Source organism: Paenibacillus sp. JJ-100 (assembly GCF_948329825.1).
Taxonomy (GTDB): Bacteria; Bacillota; Bacilli; order Paenibacillales; family Paenibacillaceae; genus Paenibacillus.
The window spans coordinates 121,010-140,311 of record NZ_CAOJCM010000004.1; the positions used below are offsets into that span (position 1 = coordinate 121,010).

The following is a 19,302-nucleotide window of genomic DNA, read 5'->3' on the forward strand; positions in this document are numbered from 1 at the left end:
TATTGCAGTATGTGTTATCAACCAGCGACATGGAATCGGTCGGTTAAAATCGGCCGTGATATTATCTATTTCTATAAAATGGCTTTTATCAAAATTCTAACATTTTAGATATGATTGCGCGTCTCAATATAGTCTCATTTTTGTTAAAAGTAATGGATCGTATAAGGACAGTATCGAGTACGGAGGACATATATGGGAAACGGTAGTGAGTCTCGAATGGAGAAGGTTGTTAGGGACGAGAAGCGTTTTGTTGGTCGAGCCAGAGAACGGATGACACTGGAGCAATGGTTTGATCACCACGAAGCTCCCATGACTATATTTTCAATTACCGGTATGGGGGGAATAGGAAAATCATCGTTGCTTTCAGAAATGCTGTCCATCGCTCGGGAACGTGGGGCAATCGCTTTGTGGCTGGACGGGAGATCTTGCGGAACGACACCTTCCGTTTTTATGGAGAATTTTATATCTACGCTGGGGCTTGAACTAGAGGTTCCTGAACGCAGCGAAACCCACCCGCTATCTCTGTTGAAAGTCATGTCTGCTGAGAAGCGCCTGGTTATTGCGGTCGATAATTATGAGGAACTTGCATTACTTGAGAGCTGGTTTATGGAAGTTTTTATTGCGAAACTTCATCAAAGTGGGGTACTCGTCATCCTTGCTTCCCGTTCAGAACTATCGGCGGCATGGCGAACGCACCCGAGATTATATCGGCGGTTAGTGCAGATGCAACTTCAGCATTTTACGGCAGAAGAAATTACAGCGTACATCACAGCAGCTGGACGATTGAAGCCAAGTGTGGCCCGGACCATCACCCGAATGACAGACGGACATCCACTTGGGCTGGCACTTGCAGTGGAAGCAGCTGATCAGGGGCGTAATCTTCCTCATACCAAGTGGGCTGAATTCTCACAGATGATTAGTGTTCGGCTGCTCCTTGAGGTGACTATTCCCCGTCTGCGTCCAATGGTAGAGGTTCTGACCCTGCTGGAGACAGCAAACCAGGAGCTGTTATCTGCTGTACTGGATAGTGCAGTTGAGCAGGAAGAGTATTATATGCTGAGACGAATGTCCTTTATCCGTTCCGCTCCGGACGGCCTGGCCTTGCACGATATAGCCAGACTGCATTTGATGCGAGATTTTCGGCAGCGTGAGCCGTACCGTATGCAGTCCATGCGAATACGAATAGCGGAGCTTCTGAAGCCACTTCATGAACAAGCTAGTGCATATGAGCGGCGTCAAATTGCGAGAAAGATGCTGCTGCTCTGTCACGAATCCATGCTCCAGTACCGCAAGTACGCCGATGTGTCTCGTGATCGTGATTCGTTGTTCTCGCCACTTGAACCGATGAACAGAGCTGATTTGCCCTCCCTGCATAAGCTGCTGGAGCAATGGTGTGAATACAGCGTTGAACCTTGGCAAGCGGTGAACTATGGTCCCTTTTTGGATGAGTTGGCTCTTCGATATCCCGAAGGCATCGTATTAAAGCGGAATCAGCTTGGAGAAGTCGTTGCAATGTTCATTACAGTGCTGGTACACCGAGAGACAAGTGAGTTGCTGGTGAAGTATTTTCCCAATGAAATGAAGGAGTGTTTTTCTGAAGAGGAACTGCAGAATGACCCTGACGAAAGTGACACACACTTCGCTTTGTTAGCGGCGGCAAGAGATGATGTGCCTGAATATACCCGTGAGGAACTTGTTGGATATATGGTACTGGACCGTTTGTCACTGCTGGGAGATGGAGCGAGAGCTATTCTGGTGGCTACTAACCCACATCTGAAGCTGTTTCTGCGGAGTATCGGCTTTCAGATGAGGAGAACTTCCACCCGTGTATGTGATCGGTACGAGGATGAGGCGGATGTGCTGGAGCTGGATCTGCGCAGTGGACAATTCGGGGATTGGGTGATGTCGCTCCTGCATCCAGACCTGCCAGTGAATCCAATACAGCAGGGGACAGTGAGTTCGGGTGAGAAAGTTTGGTCTGAACAAGAAGTGCGCAAAATGCTTGGAAATCTTCGGTCTCCGGGGGAGTTGCAGGAATATGCCGACAGGATTACAGGTGTGAAGGATGGCGTTCAGCTGCAGCTATATGTATTAGATCTGCTGGAAGGCAGAATGCATGGGGTATCGCCTCAAGACCAGAAGTTGTTACATGCGGCTTACTGGACCCATGCTGGCAATCCCACTGCCGCAGCACAGGCATGCTCAATGAGCAGAGCCACCTTTTATCGCCATCTCAGAACAGCGCTGATTCGGCTAGCGAGAATATTGTAACGAGCAGGGTGCTCTGCTACGTAATGTTTTGTGAATGAGTACGAAAGATTCTGGAAACGACCCGAAAGACCGGTGCTTCTTTGGAATATATCCATGCTAAAAACCCGAGTAAACGGCAGATGGCCCGTTACTGCGGGTTTTTCGAGCTTTAGCTTTATATGAGTGGTTAGAGATGGATAGCTGGGAATGATCGGATCTTCAAGGATGTCTAATCGTCCAATCGTCCAAAGTAGAGATTACAAACCAAGACGTTTCATGCGGTTATATAATGTGGCCCTGGAAATACCCAGCTGCTTCGCTAACGTTCGTTTATTACCACCTGCGGCATCCAGGTATCGAAGTAGAAGTCGAGCCTCATAAGCATCAACCTGTTGCTGATAAGAGGAACCAACGCTCTGCATAGGGTCCATATCATGGACTTCCGTCTTTTCGGATGCAAGGTGCTTTGGGGTGTTACTCACCTGTTGAATCTCGGGTTCAGGCGATTCATCGGAACGCGTCAGCGTAAGAGAATCAGGCAAATATTCCGGTTTAATCTCACCATCGACCGTGAGTATGGTCAAGCGTTCAATCACATTGCGCAGCTCGCGGACATTACCGGGCCAGTCGTACTGGAATAATCGTTTGAATACCTCAGGTGGTACGATTTCAACATGACGATTGTAGAGCATCGAGAATTCTTGCAGGAATGTCTGTGTGAGTTCATAGATATCCTCTTTGCGCAGCCGGAGTGGTGGAATAATCAGATTAATCACATTCAGCCGATAATAGAGATCTTCACGGAATTGATTCCGGGTAATCAAGGCAGGGAGATCCTGATTGGTTGCGGCAATGATTCGGCAATTGGCTTGTTTGGTACGGGTGCCTCCAACCGGGAAGTAATTACGTTCTTGCAAAACACGAAGCAGCTTAACTTGCAGTTCAGAGGGCATTTCACCAATCTCATCGAGAAAAAGAGTACCTCCTTCTGCCAGTTCAATTTTCCCCTTTTTCCCCTTGGGATCAGCCCCGGAAAAGGCTCCTTTCTCGTAGCCGAATAATTCACTTTCGAATAATGATGCCGGTATGGCGCCACAGTTAATCGCAATAAAAGGGGCAGTCTCTGGTTCGCGTAGATCGTGGATCGCTTTGGCAAACAGCTCTTTTCCGGTACCGCTTTCACCCATAATAAGTACGGTAGCAGGTGTCGAGCTGATCTTGCGGATCGTATCAAGACATTCCCGGATAATCGGACTGCTGCCTTTGATACGGGCGAATGGATCGGTTTCGGGACGAAGCTGTGCAACTGCCTTTTCCAAATGCTGAACTTTGGAGGACATATGCAGCAGTTCCTGATGCAGCCGAATTTCTGTGGTAATATCCACTTCTGCAGCGACTGCTCCGACAATGTGTCCGTCCAACCTGACAGGTCGGGCATTAATGAGTGCGAACAGATCTGGTCTGGGCTGATGTTGCTTGCGGTAGACTGTTTCGCCGGTATATAACGTTTTGAGTGATTGAAGGCGTTCAGGCGGGAAAAAGTTTTCAGCGGGCTGGCCGATAATGTCGGTTTTGCTAATCGAAAAGATATGTTCTGCGCCAGATGTCCAGTAGGCCACTTTCGCTTCCTCGTTAATGATGGATAGTGCAGAACCAGCGGTCTCAAGGGTGGTTTCCAGATAAGCCTCCATGAGCTGATGGGCTTGTACCAAGGCATGGATCACATCAGAGGCGGATATATAACCGGTCCATTCGTCACGGTCATTTCTAACCATAAGATAAGGTGATTTAGTAAATAGTGGAACAGTTTGTGCGAGTTCAAAGCTATATGGGATTACAGGGACAGGGAGCAAGGAATTAGACGGAAATCTATAGGATGTTACCGACGTTGAAGAATATGTTGAGGATGGGACTTGCTCAGGAAGCAAGCTTGATTGACTAAAGAACGAGTAGAGATAAGCCTCTCCCGCTTTGGAACGTACAAATAAAGGCCGATCTGCCATTACATCGGAATGGGGATAAGGAGACGAAAGAATGTGTTCCCGTAAGAGAAACTCATCGTAAATCTTCATATCTGTTCGCATCAATTCTTTTAGAGTGGGAAGTAAGTGTCTCATCAGGATCACCTCGAATACGTATTAAAGTGATTGGAATTATATTCATTATATCGTTCACCATCGATTGTGTATATATTTTTTGACATCGTTGTCCGTATGAATGTAAGTGACCGTTTATGTGGAAAAAGTAAACGAGATGTATCCCATTTTATGGATCATTCCGGAGTTACAGACGTTATTCATCTTGATCTGTTAACCGAATTATCCTGAGAAAATGGTAGATTAACGAAGAGATAAAAGATAAAATTTGTGAATTTTTCAAGGAATAGTCTAAAATTTTTTACATTCAAGTTTTGGATATTCTAATCTTTTAGACATAGCTAACTCCAGAAACTGATGGGGAACAAAAACGGTAAACCAAATCAAACTAAACCAAATCCAAATCCAAAACCAAAACTAAAAACAAAAAAACCATGCTCTCCAGATGGGATGGATTACATGGCTAGAACTCCATTTTTGTGACATGCATATTAACGAAACATGTTTTTCACAACCATCCAGAGATTAGCGGGTTTCTCTGCGAGACGACGCGTATAATATGGGTACCACATCGTTCCATACGGTACATAACAACGAATGCGATAACCTTCCTGTGCCAAGCGTTCCTGCTCGCTCATGCGAAGACCATATAACATCTGGAATTCAAAGGCTTCGGGGGAGATATCCCGATCCTTGGCGTATTGCTTCGTCCAGTTAATGATATGATCGTCATGAGATGCCACTGCTGTATACACGCCTTGATCCAGATGATGACGAATCATCGTTTTGAACTGGTGAATAACCTCGGCTGAGCTCTGATAAGCAATATTTGCGGGCTCTTTGTAGGCTCCCTTGACAAGGCGTAGCCGAATGCCTTCCCGAATCATATCGCGTGTATCCTCTTCTGTTCGATGAAGATAAGCCTGTAATACTGTACCGGTGTTATCCAGCCCTTCGGAATGTAGCCTTCGCACCATATCCAGCGTTGCTTGTGTGAACGGACTATCCTCCATATCAATGCGTATGAACAATTCACGCTCTTTAGCCCGAACTGCGACGGCGCGAATATTCTGATAACTCTCTTCTGGATCGAGAGCCAGCCCCATTTGTGTAGGTTTAAGTGAGACATTGGAGTCCACACCTTCATCTGCTATACCTTCAACTAGCCTCAGATATTCATCTCTATACAGCGCAGCTTCATGCAGGTGTGTAATACCCTCGCCTAAGTGATCCAATGTCGCCATAATCCCTTTGCTATTTAATGACCGAATTGCCTCCAGTGCCTCTTCTAGCGTACTGCCTGCAATAAATTTGCCGGCCAGCTTTTTACCGTATTTGAGAGATAGATTCTCTACAGCTTTGTTGCCAGCCACGGTTAACAGGGTTTTGCGGTATAGTTCCGTTCCGACACTCATCGTGGTACCTCCCTAAACATTCATGATTGTATACTCATATATCAAGCAAAAACCATGCCAAGAGCGGCCATTTAAACGTGGGACATCCCTAATATTTTTTATATCTGCTGAACGATTCATCGACACAAGCGAGATCATGGAATCTGCCCTTAGCAAAGTAGAGTCAAAAAAACTGAAGATTACACCTACTCTCAGATTATTCTGGCATCGGAGTGGTCGTGAGAATGATCATACATACAACGCATACATCTTTTTCGGAAAAAATATTTCATTTTCAAGCGGAGTTGGCATGCTTCTTGCTTCATATATTTTGGTGAGGCGCAATCGGCGCGAGTTCTGGCGGGGAGCCACCCATAGCTTCATATGGCCAGCCAGTGACCTATATCTTGAAGGAGGAATTACTGATGAATATCCCATTTGTTAACGAGCCATTTACAGCTTTTACGGTGCAAGCGAACCGGGACGCCTTTGAAGAAGCACTCCGCAAAGTTGAATCTGAGCTCGGGCAAGAATATTCAATGATTATCGGTGGGCAAAAAGTAACTAGCAGCCGCACGTTAACCTCCGTAAACCCGGCTGCAAAGGATCAGGTCATTGGAACGATTCATCAAGCGAATCAGGAGCTGGCCGAGAAGGCCATCCAGACCGCAGCTCAGACGTTCGAGACTTGGAAACATACGGACCCGAATGAACGGGCCCGTTATCTGTACAAAGCGGCTGCAATCATGCGTCGCCGCAAGCACGAGTTCTCCGCCTGGATGGTCTATGAGGCGGGCAAAACATGGGCGGAAGCGGATGCAGACACCGCAGAAGCCATTGACTTTATGGAGTTTTATGCAAGAGAAATGCAACGTCTTAGTGAACCGCAACCGCTTGTTCGGATTGCAGGTGAGGATAATGAGCTGACGTACATTCCGCTCGGAGTGGGGGTGGTTATCCCGCCGTGGAATTTTCCGCTGGCAATTATGGTAGGCATGACTTCAGCTGCATTGGTATCGGGCAATACAGTAGTATTAAAACCTGCAAGTACCACTCCGGTTATTGCGGCCAAATTCATGGAACTGCTTCAAGAAGTTGGTTTACCGAACGGTGTGGTTAACTTCTTGCCGGGGCCGGGTAACGAGGTAGGGGATTATCTTGTGGATCATGCACTGACCCGTTTTATTAGCTTCACGGGTTCTCGGGATGTTGGTTTGCGAATCAATGAACGTGCTGCGCGCACCGCTCCGGGACAAAAGTGGATCAAACGTGTGATTGCTGAGATGGGTGGCAAGGATTCCATCGTCGTTGACAATGACAGTGATCTGGAACTGGCAGCTGAATCGATTACGGCCTCCGCTTTTGGCTTCTCCGGGCAAAAATGTTCTGCCTGCTCCCGTGCCATTATTCATAAGGATGTATATGATGAAGTGTTACAAAAGGTAGTGGAACGTACACAGAAACTGACGATGGGCAGCCCGTTAGAGGCAGGAAATTATATGGGGCCTGTCATCGACGATAAGGCATATGCAAAGATCACAGAATATATTGAGATAGGTAAAGAGGAAGGACGTCTTGTTTATGGCGGAGGTACAGGGGATGACGCAGGTTATTTCATTGAACCGACGATTATCGCAGATGTGAACCCTCAGGCTCGAATTGCACAGGAGGAGATCTTCGGCCCGGTACTCGCTTTTATTAAAGCTGATTCATTCCAGGATGCGCTGGAGATTGCTAACAATACAGACTATGGTTTGACAGGTGCCGTTATCTCGCGTAATCGGGCACATCTGGAGCAAGCAAGACGTGAATATTTTGTTGGCAATTTGTATTTTAATCGGAAGTGTACAGGGGCCTTAGTGGGGACGCATCCTTTTGGCGGATTCAATATGTCAGGTACGGATTCAAAAGCAGGAGGCAGAGATTATCTGCTGCTCTTTACTCAAGCCAAGCTCGTATCGGAGAAATATTGAAAAATGCAAGGATGTAGATGAATACTGCTGACAAGCGCTCGCTTATATGATATCATGCCTGCGAATCCCTTTTTATGTAAAAAGAAGTGAGCGGATGACAACTCAAAGTGCATACTGCATTAAATTCATGTCCAGCGTGACATAAGGAGGGCATTGGATGTTAGGTGTTCAGTTAGTGCAAGAACAGCAGTTCCGGCTGTCCATCACGCCGGAGATGAAGCAGTCCTTTCATTTGCTAACCTTGTCCGGTCAGGAGCTATCGCGTTATTTACAAGATGCCGCAGCAGATAATCCGCTGCTTGAACTGGAAGAGCAATCAATACACTTTTCTAAATATGCACGGATGAATAATTTGCGCTGGCTTGATTCCTATGATCCTTTGCTGCAGGCCAAAGGGATGGAGCCTACGCTGGAACAGTTCCTTGCTTCGCAAATTCGCTTGATGAATGTTCCGAACGGACCCGGGAGAGTCGCTTCATACTTGGCTGGATGTGTTGATGAAGATGGATATTTGAGGATAGAACTGTCAGAGGTGCAGTCTGAACTAGGGGTTTCTTCAGACGAACTAAACATAGGGCTCAGCCTGCTGCAGTCGCTTGACCCTCCGGGTGTAGGCGCACGGAGTTTGCAGGAATGTTTGCTGCTGCAGATTCGGCGTGATGCGTCTGCCGCACGTTATGCCGAACACATGGTGCAGGCCGGTCTGGAGGCTTTGGTTCCTTTTCATCCCGGACGGACAGCAGGCAGGTTAGGTATAACCTCACGAGAAGCACAAGCAGCATATGACTATATTACCCGACTGAACCCCAAGCCGTGCCGCTCGATCGGAAGTAATGAACGCTCTTATTATATTGTTCCTGATGCCTATGTAGAGTTCGTTCAAGGGGAGAGGGTGCTCGGATTGCTTGCAGCAGGTAATCCACGCATATCCTTGAATAAGGCTTGTAGCAACTGGGTGAGAGGCTCGGCTCCCAGCCAGCTCTGGCTGAATCAGGCGTCAGAGGCGAGGGCCATTGTGCGTAGTGTGCAGATGAGACGCAGGACGTTACTACGTGTATTGAAGGCGGTTATGGATGAGCAGAAGCAATTTTTGAGTGAGGGACCTGCTGCCATAGTACCCCTTAATCTTACGGATATTGCCGAGAAAATCGATATGCATGAATCGACCGTCAGCCGTGCCGTGAAGAATAAATGTATACACACCCCCTATGGGATCTATGAGCTGAAGCACTTTTTTGATTCTGGCATTTCAACAGTATCTGGACAGCAGACGTCCGCATCGGCTGTAAAAATGCGGCTGAAGGAAATTGTTCGAACGGAGCAGATGAGCAGACCTTATTCAGACAGCCAGTTAGTTGCTATTCTAGCTGATGAAGGAATTGTGATATCCCGAAGAACGATTGCGAAGTATAGGGAGGAACTGCGTATTTTATCGTCTCTGGAACGAAAACGGTGAGCAGAATCGTATGCATATCAGTTGGTATGATAACTGAACGTTGCATTAGATATTTACAAAAATCCCTGTTAATCCGGAGGTCCGGATCAACAGGGATTTTAACATTTTTGGATGATGCTCTATATATATTATAAACGCTCCATGTTACGCAAGAAATGTTCTCCAGCAATACCTGGGGTGGTCATCTGCTCCGGATGTAAAATCTCTTCCAATTCTTCCGGTGTCAGCAAGCCTCGCTCCAGAATGATTTCCTGCAGACTCATGCCTGTCTTTAGCGCTTCTTTTACGATCGTGGCAGCTACGTTGTAGCCAAGGTGAGGATTCAGGGCCGTAACGACACTGAAGCTCTGTTTCATAATTGATTCACAGCGCTCACGATTAGCTTCCATCTCTTCCACCGCATATCTGGTGAAGACATCAATACCGTTATTCATGATCTTCAGTGATTGCAACAGGTTAAAGGCAATGACTGGACCCATAACATTCAGCTCGAATTGACCTGCTTCACAGGCCATACAGATCGTATGGTCGTTCCCCATAACCTGGAAGGATACCTGATTGATCACCTCGGCCATCACCGGATTAACCTTACCCGGCATAATGGAAGAACCAGGCTGGCGAGCTGGCAGAAGCAATTCATTCAATCCAGCACGTGGACCAGAAGCCATCATGCGAATGTCATTACAGATTTTGGACAGGCTGACTGCACATACTTTCAGGGCTGCTGACAGTTCCAAATATGCATCCGTGTTCTGCGTCGCGTCAACCAGATCGTCCGCGGTCTGCAACGGCAGACCCGTCACCTCGGACAGATGCTCAGTAACCTTGACGATGTACTCAGGTTTGGCATTGAGCCCTGTTCCTACAGCTGTGGCACCCATGTTGATCTTGAGCAAGCGTTTGTTAGCATATTCGAGACGTTCAATATCCCGTCCAATGACACGAGCATAAGCACCGAATTCTTGACCTAGACGGATCGGTACGGCATCCTGCAGATGAGTACGTCCCACTTTAACAACGTCGTTGAACTCGATTTCTTTTTTGTGAAAAGCTTCTTGCAACTTCTTCATTGTATCCAGCAGAGTCTCGGATAGGCGATATGCCGCGATGCGCAGGGCTGTTGGCACAACGTCATTCGTAGACTGGGACATGTTCACATGATTGTTAGGATTACAGTGGAAGTAGTCTCCCTTGCTTTTGGTCAACAGTTCAAGTCCGCGATTAGCCAAAATTTCGTTGATATTCATATTCATGGAGGTGCCCGCACCACCCTGAATGGAGTCCACAATAAAATGATCGAGATGATGGCCTTTCATCATTTCATCCGCCGCCATGATAATCACTTCTCCGATTTTGGATGGAAGCATTTTCAGATCCATGTTTGCCATAGCAGCAGCCTTTTTAACAGCGGCCAATGCTGTAATCAGCTCGCGGTGAACCGGAACGCCGGTAATCGGAAAGTTTTCTACAGCCCGCACCGTCTGAATTCCATAGTACGCATAATCCGGGATTTCTTTTTCGCCGATAAAATCTTTTTCCGTCCGTGTGGACATAGTAGACATCTCGTTCGCCTCCATTGGCATCATAAAAATACTTCTGCTCCAGCATTGCTGAAACGCACTCAGTATACCATTTAAGCAAAATAGATGCCAAGCTAAATGATTCTTTTCTTGTAACCGATAATAATTAAAATTAAAAAATCTAAAATTTCCTACAAAAATTAAATTTATAAGGAGGTCTATCCAAGCTTGTCTTATTCATTTGGAGCGAGTTTTGTAGTAATAAAGTCATGCATAAACAGCGAATCATGACGAAAATACAGCGTTTTCAGTGATATTAATCACATGAAATATGGTATGATATTGGTAAAATAGGAAAAAAGGACTACGGGGTGCGAACACATGAAATGGACTTTAGGGGCGAAGAGTGTCGTTGGTTTAGTACTTATCTCAATTATTACGTACGGAACTAGCGGCTTTTTTATTTTTTTTGTGAAGGATTGGGTTTCACTTGATATACCAAATTGGCTGTACATATCGATCGTTCTGCTTATGGGGGTATGTTGGAACGGAATTCTCGGGTGGATGGCTTCTCGCTACCTGACTCGTCCGATTGTTCGGCTGTCTCGTGCTGCGCAGCAGGTATCTTCCGGAGATTTGACTACGGAAATTCCACATCGCCGCGCACAAGATGAGCTTACCGTATTATATGATGCTTTCAACGTTATGGTTTCTAATCTGAGAAGTATTGTGAACGATATTGCGGAAAGTACACGCACAACCTCTCAGAATGCACAGTCGCTTAGTGAGGCGATTACCCAGGCAGCGGAGCAGATTGAGATGATGTCGGAAGCAGTTGATCATATTGCGGTAGGTGTTGAAGAGCAAAAAGTGACTTCCCATCATTCCCTGATTACAGCAGATGAAATGTTGAATGATTTTCAGAAGATGCAACATCAGTCTTTGGGGATGACAGAACTGTCCGGTCAGATGGAACAATCGGTGGATCATACGAAGGAAACATTTTCTTCACTGATGAAAGGCATGGACGAGCTGGCTGAATCACACAATCGTTCTCGTGATATTATGCTGCTATTAGAGAAGGAAGCTTCCGATATCGAAGTGATCACACAGTCGGTCAAAAATATAGCTGAAGAAACAGGGTTGCTTGCCCTGAACGCTTCCATTGAAGCCGCCCGAGCAGGGGAAGAGGGGGCAGGATTTGCAGTTGTTGCTCAGCAGATTCGTAAGCTTGCTGATGAGAGTAAAGATTCGGTACATCGAATTAATGAGCTGATTAGCCGTGTGCAGCAACGAATCCGGGAAACTGTGCAGCTTAGTCAGGAACAGCATGGATTGGTTGTAGATGAGTCAGAACGGACCATTTCCGTGGATCAGACATTACATGAACTAACGGGTACGGTTGAAGTGTTCATGAAAGGTGCACATGAGATCGGCTCCAAGATTGCTGAACAGACGGGACGTGTGGAGCAAACACACGGCAATGTGAAGAAGATACAAGGCAAAGCGAGCTCCTTCTCGGATGAAGCTAAGAAGATCATGGATGCTGCACATGAAGAAACAGCGATTATGGAGGAAATATCCTCATCAGCGGAAGAGTTAAGACGGTTAACAGATCGATTACTCGATAAAACGAAAGCATTTCGGATGCAGCCTTGAGCTGTTTCCGAAATGCTTTTTTATGTCCAAAAAATTAGCTTAAATTGGTTAAAGACGAACGTTTTTTCGTGACAATGGTGATTTGTAAAGATTTTTTAATAAAGATTAACAAAATTGCAACGCGCGGGCGATAAATGAAGATATAATAATATTATTACAACAGAAGAAGGAGCCCAGTATATTGAAAACTTGGACAGGTATCCTGCTGATGATTATTTTGGCGGTTGCTACACTTTCAGTAACTTCGACTGCCAAAACGACAAATGAGTCGCAACAACAGCTTAATATAGATAATTCATCCAGCCAGACCGTAGCGGTCGAGGCTTCCCATATCGATTTGAAGAATGATGAAGTGAACAGCAATAGAGACAAAACACCAATTAAAGCAGATGATGTTTCGATAGCACCAGAGAATAAAAATGTTCGAGTGTACCCAATGAGTGTCGAAGGTTCCGGATATATATATAATGGCCTTGTCGTTGAGGTCAATGGCAAGAAGCGTGAATTCAGTGATTGGCGTGCAGAAGGTGGATCTTATAAACCTGAAGTACATGAGCTTGATTTGAATGAGGACGGTAAAAAAGAGATCGTCGTGTTGTATTCAGAAGGACACGGAACTGGAATTTATCTGGGCCAGGCTCATATTTTGGACCCGATATCACTGGAAGTAATGAAGATGCAATCCTTGGATGACATCGTAAAGGATCATGTAGAATCCAACGTTACGGTGAACTCCGACTATATCGAGATCGGTGTGACCGTGAACGGTGTTCCTGCGGAAACAACCCGTGTGGAGAAAGCAGCCGGTGATGGCGTCTATCATGACAAGTTACAGTTTGGTCGTGTGACCTATTATAGTGTTGAAGATGGCAAGCTTGTTGTGTCAACGTCTGGCGCATATGGCGAAGGTTTGTATGCAGGTGATTTGACATTCGTCTACGCGGATCAGAACGGGGAATGGCAAGCGAGCGAGCTGAAATACAGTATGGAAGTATATGAAGAGGAGTACTACGAATCATTTGATTGAGCATGTCAATCGATGGAGCTACAGCATAAGATCGTCGATATTTCTTTAATTCATATAGGACAAGTTATGACAACGGTGTCCAGCGCAAGGGGCTGAAAAAAAGGAAGTACTCCAGCCTCGTTTTGTGCTGCCTGGAATAAAAAAGATTAGAAAATTCCTCGGAAATAATTGACATTATTGCTTTAGTCATTTAAATGTATAAAGGACAATTCATTTAAATGTCTGGGAGGGAATTAGGATGAAAAAGAAGGTCGTACTCGGTTTAATGGTGGGCACACTGACGCTTGGGATAGGTACAGGTGCGTTGGCGGCTACAGGTTTGGAACAGATCAAAGCATATTTGAATAGTAAGATTACCTTGAAGCTGAATGGTGAGGTAGTAACAGCCAAAGATAGCAATGGAAAGACAGTACTGCCGATTACCTATAATGGAACCACGTATCTGCCGGTACGTGCGGTGGGTACTCTGCTTGGAACAGAAATCACATATGATGCGGCAACTTCATCCGTCCTGATCGGTGGAACAACTGGATCGTCTCCGATAAGCAGTGAAAAATTAACCTTAAGTTCTCTTGGAACATCTGTACTGGGCTCGATCGCATGGCATACGAAAGATCCAGCTGAGACAACATACAACGGTAAAGACTACAAGGATGTGTATCTGCATAATGATCCTAAGAAACAAGGGGACGATATACAGATTAATACGGGCAAAAAGTATTCTTCTCTGCATCTGGAACTGGCAGCGCTTAAAGGAAATCAGGAGATACAGATCGTCGACCAAGACCTTACGGTCCTCAAAAAGCTGAGTATATCACCAGAAAACGGCATGATGAGTCTGGACGTGGATGTAAGTGGAACGGAAGCTGTGTACGTGGAGATTGTATCCGAAGATCCGGGTTCAGCTCTATTTGTGCCTCTCACAACATCATATCTAACTAAATAACACAAAACCCTTATCTCGAGGCTTGGAAATGCCTATAAAAAAACGATGTTTCACTTGTCCTCCCTGAACTAGAATCAGAGCAGAAAGGCTAGGTGAACATCGTTTTTAATTTTTAAAACTCACCTTAATAACTCAGCAGATTTCAGGTGAATTAAACGCAATTCACTGAATTTACTCCATTAACGAATGATGGTATCCAGCGGTTTGAGGTTGGCCTCAATCTCAGCTCGGCGTCCTTCCAAAAATGGAGGCAAAGCAAGCGATTCTCCAAGCGTAGCGAAGTCCTCGTCTGTATCAAATCCCGGACCGTCTGTAGCCAGCTCGAACAAAATACCGTTGGCTTCGCGGAAGTACAGGGAGCGGAAGTAGAAACGGTCTACAAAACCGGAGCTTGGGAATTGGAACTGATGTACCCGGTCAACCCATTGTCTTAATTCTTCCTCATTATCTACACGGAATGCTACGTGGTGCACACTACCACGTCCAGGCCGTTCCTGCGCAAGATCGTTGCGCTCCTCAAGGTGAACTTCAGTACCGCTGCCACCTTCACCAGACTCGAAGACAAGTACATCGGGTTGCCCCGGTGTAAAAGCAGGGTAGCTGCCTTTAGCTCTGAATCCAAGCAGTTCCGTAAGCACAGGAGTCGTAAGTGAAGCATCTTGTACAGTCAGATGAATTGGCCCCAATCCAATAATAGCGAATTGTGCAGGCACAGGACTTCGATCCCAAGGTGTGCCACCAGCTACGCCTGAGTTATGTTCATCTGAAACAAGGATCAGACGCATGCCTTCGAAGTCAGTGAAAGCCAGTGTTGCACGACCGCCGCGTTCTACAATTTCATCGTGCGGTACTTTATATTCATCGAAGCGTTGTACCCAATAGGCAAGGGCTGCATCATTGGGCACACGAAGTGAAGTAGCTGAGATGCTGTTAACACCTTCACGTGTGCGGCCAGCCATTGGAATCTCGAAGAAGGTGAGTTCTGTACCTGGATTTCCTATCTCATCTCCATAGAACAGGTGATAGACAGATACATCATCCTGATTCACGGTTTTTTTGATAAGGCGCAGGCCCATGATGTCAGTATAGAAGCGGTAGTTCTGATCGGCTTGTGCGGTAAGTGCGGATACGTGGTGAAGTCCTTTGATTAGCATCATAATTCCTCCTAAAATTTAAGGGTTGAGTCGGTAACAGATATTTTATGGACAGGATGAAACGCTAAAGATCCATATAAGTAAGATAATAAGAAGTGATAATTTATAAATCATATTTATAGCTACTAACTTTTAGTTTGTTTCTGGTTTTATCTTAACATAAAGATATTCAAAACACAACGCTTAATTCAGATGAGGGTGGACAGCTGTGGAGTTCAGTGGCAAAATAAGAAAAAGTTACTAGTCGTGTCGGTAATAATCCCCCATTAACAGGCGTAAAGGAGAGAGAGAAGGCATGAACTACCCACCTTGGCTTGACCCGTATGATGCAGAGCCTTTTGTGGCATTCTCCACTTCACATATTGTAACTATGATTATTATTGCTGCACTCCTAGTCCTGTTATTTATCTTCAGGCATCAGCTTCGTTCACGATCTGCACGTACACGTCGCAAGATGCGTATCGGATTGGCAGGATTCATGGTTAGTTGTGAGATTGTACTTCAGTGCTGGTATATGTACGGAGAGATCTGGAGCTTGCAAACTTCACTGCCATTAGAGCTGTGCAGCTTGTCTCTACTATTATCTGCCCTGTTATTATTAACGCGCTCGCGGTGGTTATATTCGGCTTTAATATTTTCCGGCATTGCAGGTGCTTTGATGGCCATTGTAACACCGAATTTGGGATATGACTTTGCCCATTTCCGTTTCATTCAATTTTTTGTAGCTCATGCGATGATTATTCTTGCACTGCTCTATATGACATGGATCGAACAGCTTCGTCCAGGATGGCGATCTGTTGCAGGCTCCATGATATTTGTGAACATCGCGGCCCTCTTAGTATATATTGTGGATGTGGCATTAGGGGCCAATTACATGTTTCTAAGACATAAGCCGAGTACGCCCTCTGTCATCGATATGCTTGGGCCATATCCGATTTACATTCTTGGAGAAGAAGTTCTTGCTTTGATATTATTCTCCCTGTTATATGTTTTGTTCTTTGCCATCCCTGAGCGTTTACGACGCATAAGTGGTAAACAGGAGGAGCAACCTCGGATTCAATCCAAAAGCTGATGTCATCCTGTAATCATGTAGATAACCCGCAAACGTCCTGGACATCCAGTGCATTTGCGGGTTCGTTTGATTTTAACGTTATTTGAAAAAGGAGAGGGGAGTTATCCACGCAAAAGGGATTCAGCCCCATCCACATAGATTCGTGTTCCTGTCACATGAGAGGCTTCATCTGAAGCCAGGAACAGTACCAGATTGGCCACTTGCTCTGATGTTCCTGGTTCACCTTTGAGGGGGTGTTCATGTCCTTCAGGGAACTCCACTGGAATTTGAACATTTTTCAGATCATCCGATGGAAACGTATTCTCGTCAATATTCGTATCAATTGCGCCAGGACATACCGCATTAACACGAATTTTGTACCGAGCCAGTTCAAGTGCAGCCATTTTGGTAAATGCAGTTTGAGCGGCCTTGCTGGAAGCGTATGCAGAAAAACCGATCCCTGAGAACACTCGGTTGCCATTAATCGAGCTGGTGATAATGATGCTACCTCCACGATCCTTCAGGTGAGGGATGGCATATTTCACGGTTGCAAACGTGCCGCGCATATTAATCTCCATCGTCTGATCCCAATCCTCGATCTTCATCGTTTCGATCGGAGCCATTGCACCATTGATGCCTGCATTGGCGAAAACAATATCCAGCTTGCCTGCTTCTGCTGCCGCCTGATCTATTGCTTTTTGTACTTCCTCAGGCTTGGAGATATCACATGCAATGACGTAAGCTTCGCCGCCAGCCTTTTCAATAATGTGTTTGGTTTCTTCTGCGTTCTCTGGTGTACGATCCAGCATATATACTTTGGCTCCATGTTCGGCGAAACGAATTGCGGAAGCCTGACCAATGCCCGAGCCACCTCCAGTAACAATCGCCACTTTGCCTTCCAAACGCTGTTCAGCCATCATCGATCCCTCCATGTATAAAGTGTCCTCAACTACTTTACTTCTAAATACCCGACATGAGGGGGCTGAATCATATGTCCGCATATTAAAAAACAGAACCTTGTTAGGGGTTCTGTTCATGAATTGAAGTGTAGTTTAACATCAGCGATATAATGTTAGAGGAGGGAACAACACCGATAGACAGACTTCCAGTCTTTCCTGAGTTACTTGTGTTTCTTCCAATCCATCGAACTATTATTCAGCAAATATTCAAAATCATTATCGCGCCGTTTCTGCTCCGCTTTACGAGCTTCCTCTGCCTGTAGACGTTCCTGTTCCTTGCGCTGTGCTTCCGCAGCTTTGGCTTCGTCAGCCTGTGCCTTTAGTTTCTCAAGCACATCACTACTGAGGAGATCTTTCAGCGTGGTCGGTTTGTCCTGAGTCTGAGCTTTGGGTGCCGGGGTGTGTCTTTTCGATTTTGCCATAGGAAAATCTCCTTTCCAAACATGAACATAATCCATATCGTTATCGTAGTCATAGTATATCAGGTTCATATTGCTCATGCCATAAAGTTACAGAAGTGGTTGCAGGAAAAAGGCGGTGTCATAACGAATGAATAGAGGTATAAAACCATATAATGGTACCGAGACTACGACTATTCCCTGGAGAAAGGAGTCGTTGTTCGTGGAAGCAGACGGAAGTGTGTTGAAGGGGCTTGCATGGGGGATAGCCTTTAGTTTCCCATTATGGATTGCCATCATTGGGTGGCTGCGTTTGTTGGGGTGGATGCTTTAAGTTGTTATCCGTTGCTGAAAAAGATGTTTTACTAGTCATTCATGTAAACGCTATCATTATATAAGCTCTGCTCTGCGCTGAATGCACAGGACAGAGCTTTTGTTTGTTCATATTTTTGTTCATATAGAGGATGGTTTACTTATTATCTTCCGTAATCTTCACAGGTTCTGGATACTCAAGACCGTGGGTATCTACCGTTACTTTTTTCATCACCTGGTCCGTTACCGGTTTGTCGCGCTTACCGATCTGCTGCGCTGCGATACCATCAACTACATCCATACCTTCGGTTACTTTGCCAAAAGTAGCATAAGAGTTATCCAGATAATCGGCCTCGGCCAGCATAATAAAAAATTGAGAACCGGCTGAATCCAGACTATCTGATTTGCGTGCCATAGAGATCACTCCACGGGTGTGCAATAGATGGTTTTTATGACCATTAGAGGTGAACTCACCTTTGATGGTATAGCCTGGTCCGCCTGAACCATCACCGTTGGGGTCGCCGCCTTGGATCATAAAACCTGGAATAACACGGTGAAATATGGTGCCATCATAGAAGCCTTTGTTCGCCAGTGAGATGAAATTGTACACCGTATTTGGTGCAATTTTAGGTTCTAACTCAATGACAATCTTCTGCCCATCCTGCATCTCAATTGTCGCTACAGGATTCGGCCCTTCTGGCGGAGCCGGAACCGGCGTTTGCGAAGCATTGCTTGCAGGGCGTACGCACCCGCTCATAACGATTAACAGCATCGCCAGGACAAGGGATACTGCGGTTGTTTTTTTCCACCGTAAAGACATGAATAGGTTCCTCCTTGGTTCGCTATCATAACGAATTTTCAAGAAATATAGTTTGGATATTTCTGCAACTATCATACCGTTTTTCGATACTGAATGGCAATGTGGGCGGATTTAATGGTGGATTAGGGCTGGTTATGTATAGCACAGGGGCAAATGAACTGAAATGCTTCTGTATCGAGGGATGTAAAGGGAATAAAAATAAGAAGCCCCCTAGCGCGAAGAGGGCTTCAGTATAATGATACAACAGAAAGATACAGTATGTTGAATTCACGTCATGCATGCCCAGA

At 45.7% G+C, this 19,302-nt stretch carries 14 protein-coding genes; 7 read left to right on the forward strand and 7 right to left on the reverse strand.

From position 1 onward, the window contains the following. The first annotated feature begins 192 nt into the window (after window positions 1-192). Window positions 193-2,271 (forward strand): nSTAND1 domain-containing NTPase, encoded by a 2,079-nt coding sequence (locus PQG66_RS16470; RefSeq protein WP_272038839.1) that lies wholly within the window; start codon window positions 193-195, stop codon window positions 2,269-2,271. Between the two features lie 236 nt (window positions 2,272-2,507). Here the strand turns inward: PQG66_RS16470 and PQG66_RS16475 are convergent, their stop codons facing one another. Both PQG66_RS16475 and PQG66_RS16480 read right to left on the reverse strand, forming a co-directional pair. Beyond that, window positions 2,508-4,025: a sigma-54 interaction domain-containing protein gene (locus tag PQG66_RS16475; RefSeq protein WP_272038840.1), complete on the reverse strand. Its 1,518-nt coding sequence runs from the start codon at window positions 4,023-4,025 to the stop codon at window positions 2,508-2,510. Window positions 4,026-4,837: 812 nt separating this feature from the next. Next, window positions 4,838-5,761 carry a proline dehydrogenase family protein gene (locus PQG66_RS16480; RefSeq protein ID WP_272038841.1) on the reverse strand — a complete coding sequence of 308 codons (924 nt, stop codon included), beginning with the start codon at window positions 5,759-5,761 and terminating at the stop codon, window positions 4,838-4,840. 404 nt (window positions 5,762-6,165) lie between these two features. Between PQG66_RS16480 and pruA the strand changes: the two genes are divergently transcribed. Both pruA and rpoN read left to right on the forward strand, forming a co-directional pair. Beyond that, window positions 6,166-7,713, forward strand: coding sequence for an L-glutamate gamma-semialdehyde dehydrogenase (pruA, locus tag PQG66_RS16485; RefSeq protein ID WP_272038842.1), 1,548 nt, complete (start codon window positions 6,166-6,168; stop codon window positions 7,711-7,713). A gap of 157 nt (window positions 7,714-7,870) precedes the next feature. After that, window positions 7,871-9,169 (forward strand): RNA polymerase factor sigma-54, encoded by a 1,299-nt coding sequence (gene rpoN / locus PQG66_RS16490; RefSeq protein ID WP_272038843.1) that lies wholly within the window; start codon window positions 7,871-7,873, stop codon window positions 9,167-9,169. A 128-nt stretch (window positions 9,170-9,297) separates the two neighbouring features. Here rpoN and aspA read toward each other — a convergent pair whose 3' ends face one another. After that, entirely contained in the window at window positions 9,298-10,731 is a 1,434-nt protein-coding gene (aspA, locus tag PQG66_RS16495) for an aspartate ammonia-lyase (RefSeq protein ID WP_272038844.1), read from the reverse strand. Between the two features lie 339 nt (window positions 10,732-11,070). On the opposite strand from aspA, the gene PQG66_RS16500 reads away from it, so the two are divergent. From PQG66_RS16500 to PQG66_RS16510, 3 genes are all read left to right on the forward strand, one after another. After that, entirely contained in the window at window positions 11,071-12,348 is a 1,278-nt protein-coding gene (locus PQG66_RS16500) for a methyl-accepting chemotaxis protein (RefSeq protein ID WP_272038845.1), read from the forward strand. Between the two features lie 181 nt (window positions 12,349-12,529). Further along, complete coding sequence (locus tag PQG66_RS16505; RefSeq protein ID WP_272038846.1) at window positions 12,530-13,375, forward strand: hypothetical protein; 846 nt, start codon at window positions 12,530-12,532, stop codon at window positions 13,373-13,375. A 238-nt stretch (window positions 13,376-13,613) separates the two neighbouring features. Continuing rightward, window positions 13,614-14,321: a stalk domain-containing protein gene (locus PQG66_RS16510; RefSeq protein ID WP_272038847.1), complete on the forward strand. Its 708-nt coding sequence runs from the start codon at window positions 13,614-13,616 to the stop codon at window positions 14,319-14,321. 179 nt (window positions 14,322-14,500) lie between these two features. Here the strand turns inward: PQG66_RS16510 and PQG66_RS16515 are convergent, their stop codons facing one another. Beyond that, window positions 14,501-15,475, reverse strand: coding sequence for a ring-cleaving dioxygenase (locus tag PQG66_RS16515; RefSeq protein ID WP_272039176.1), 975 nt, complete (start codon window positions 15,473-15,475; stop codon window positions 14,501-14,503). A 295-nt stretch (window positions 15,476-15,770) separates the two neighbouring features. On the opposite strand from PQG66_RS16515, the gene PQG66_RS16520 reads away from it, so the two are divergent. After that, window positions 15,771-16,547, forward strand: coding sequence for a YwaF family protein (locus PQG66_RS16520; protein ID WP_272038848.1), 777 nt, complete (start codon window positions 15,771-15,773; stop codon window positions 16,545-16,547). A gap of 101 nt (window positions 16,548-16,648) precedes the next feature. Here the strand turns inward: PQG66_RS16520 and PQG66_RS16525 are convergent, their stop codons facing one another. From PQG66_RS16525 to PQG66_RS16535, 3 genes are all read right to left on the reverse strand, one after another. Further along, window positions 16,649-17,443, reverse strand: a complete 795-nt coding sequence (locus PQG66_RS16525) for an SDR family oxidoreductase (RefSeq protein WP_272039177.1) — start codon at window positions 17,441-17,443, stop codon at window positions 16,649-16,651. A 203-nt stretch (window positions 17,444-17,646) separates the two neighbouring features. Continuing rightward, window positions 17,647-17,907, reverse strand: a complete 261-nt coding sequence (locus PQG66_RS16530) for a YqkE family protein (RefSeq protein ID WP_272038849.1) — start codon at window positions 17,905-17,907, stop codon at window positions 17,647-17,649. A 445-nt stretch (window positions 17,908-18,352) separates the two neighbouring features. Continuing rightward, window positions 18,353-19,015: a peptidylprolyl isomerase gene (locus tag PQG66_RS16535; RefSeq protein ID WP_272038850.1), complete on the reverse strand. Its 663-nt coding sequence runs from the start codon at window positions 19,013-19,015 to the stop codon at window positions 18,353-18,355. Window positions 19,016-19,302: the final 287 nt, after the last annotated feature.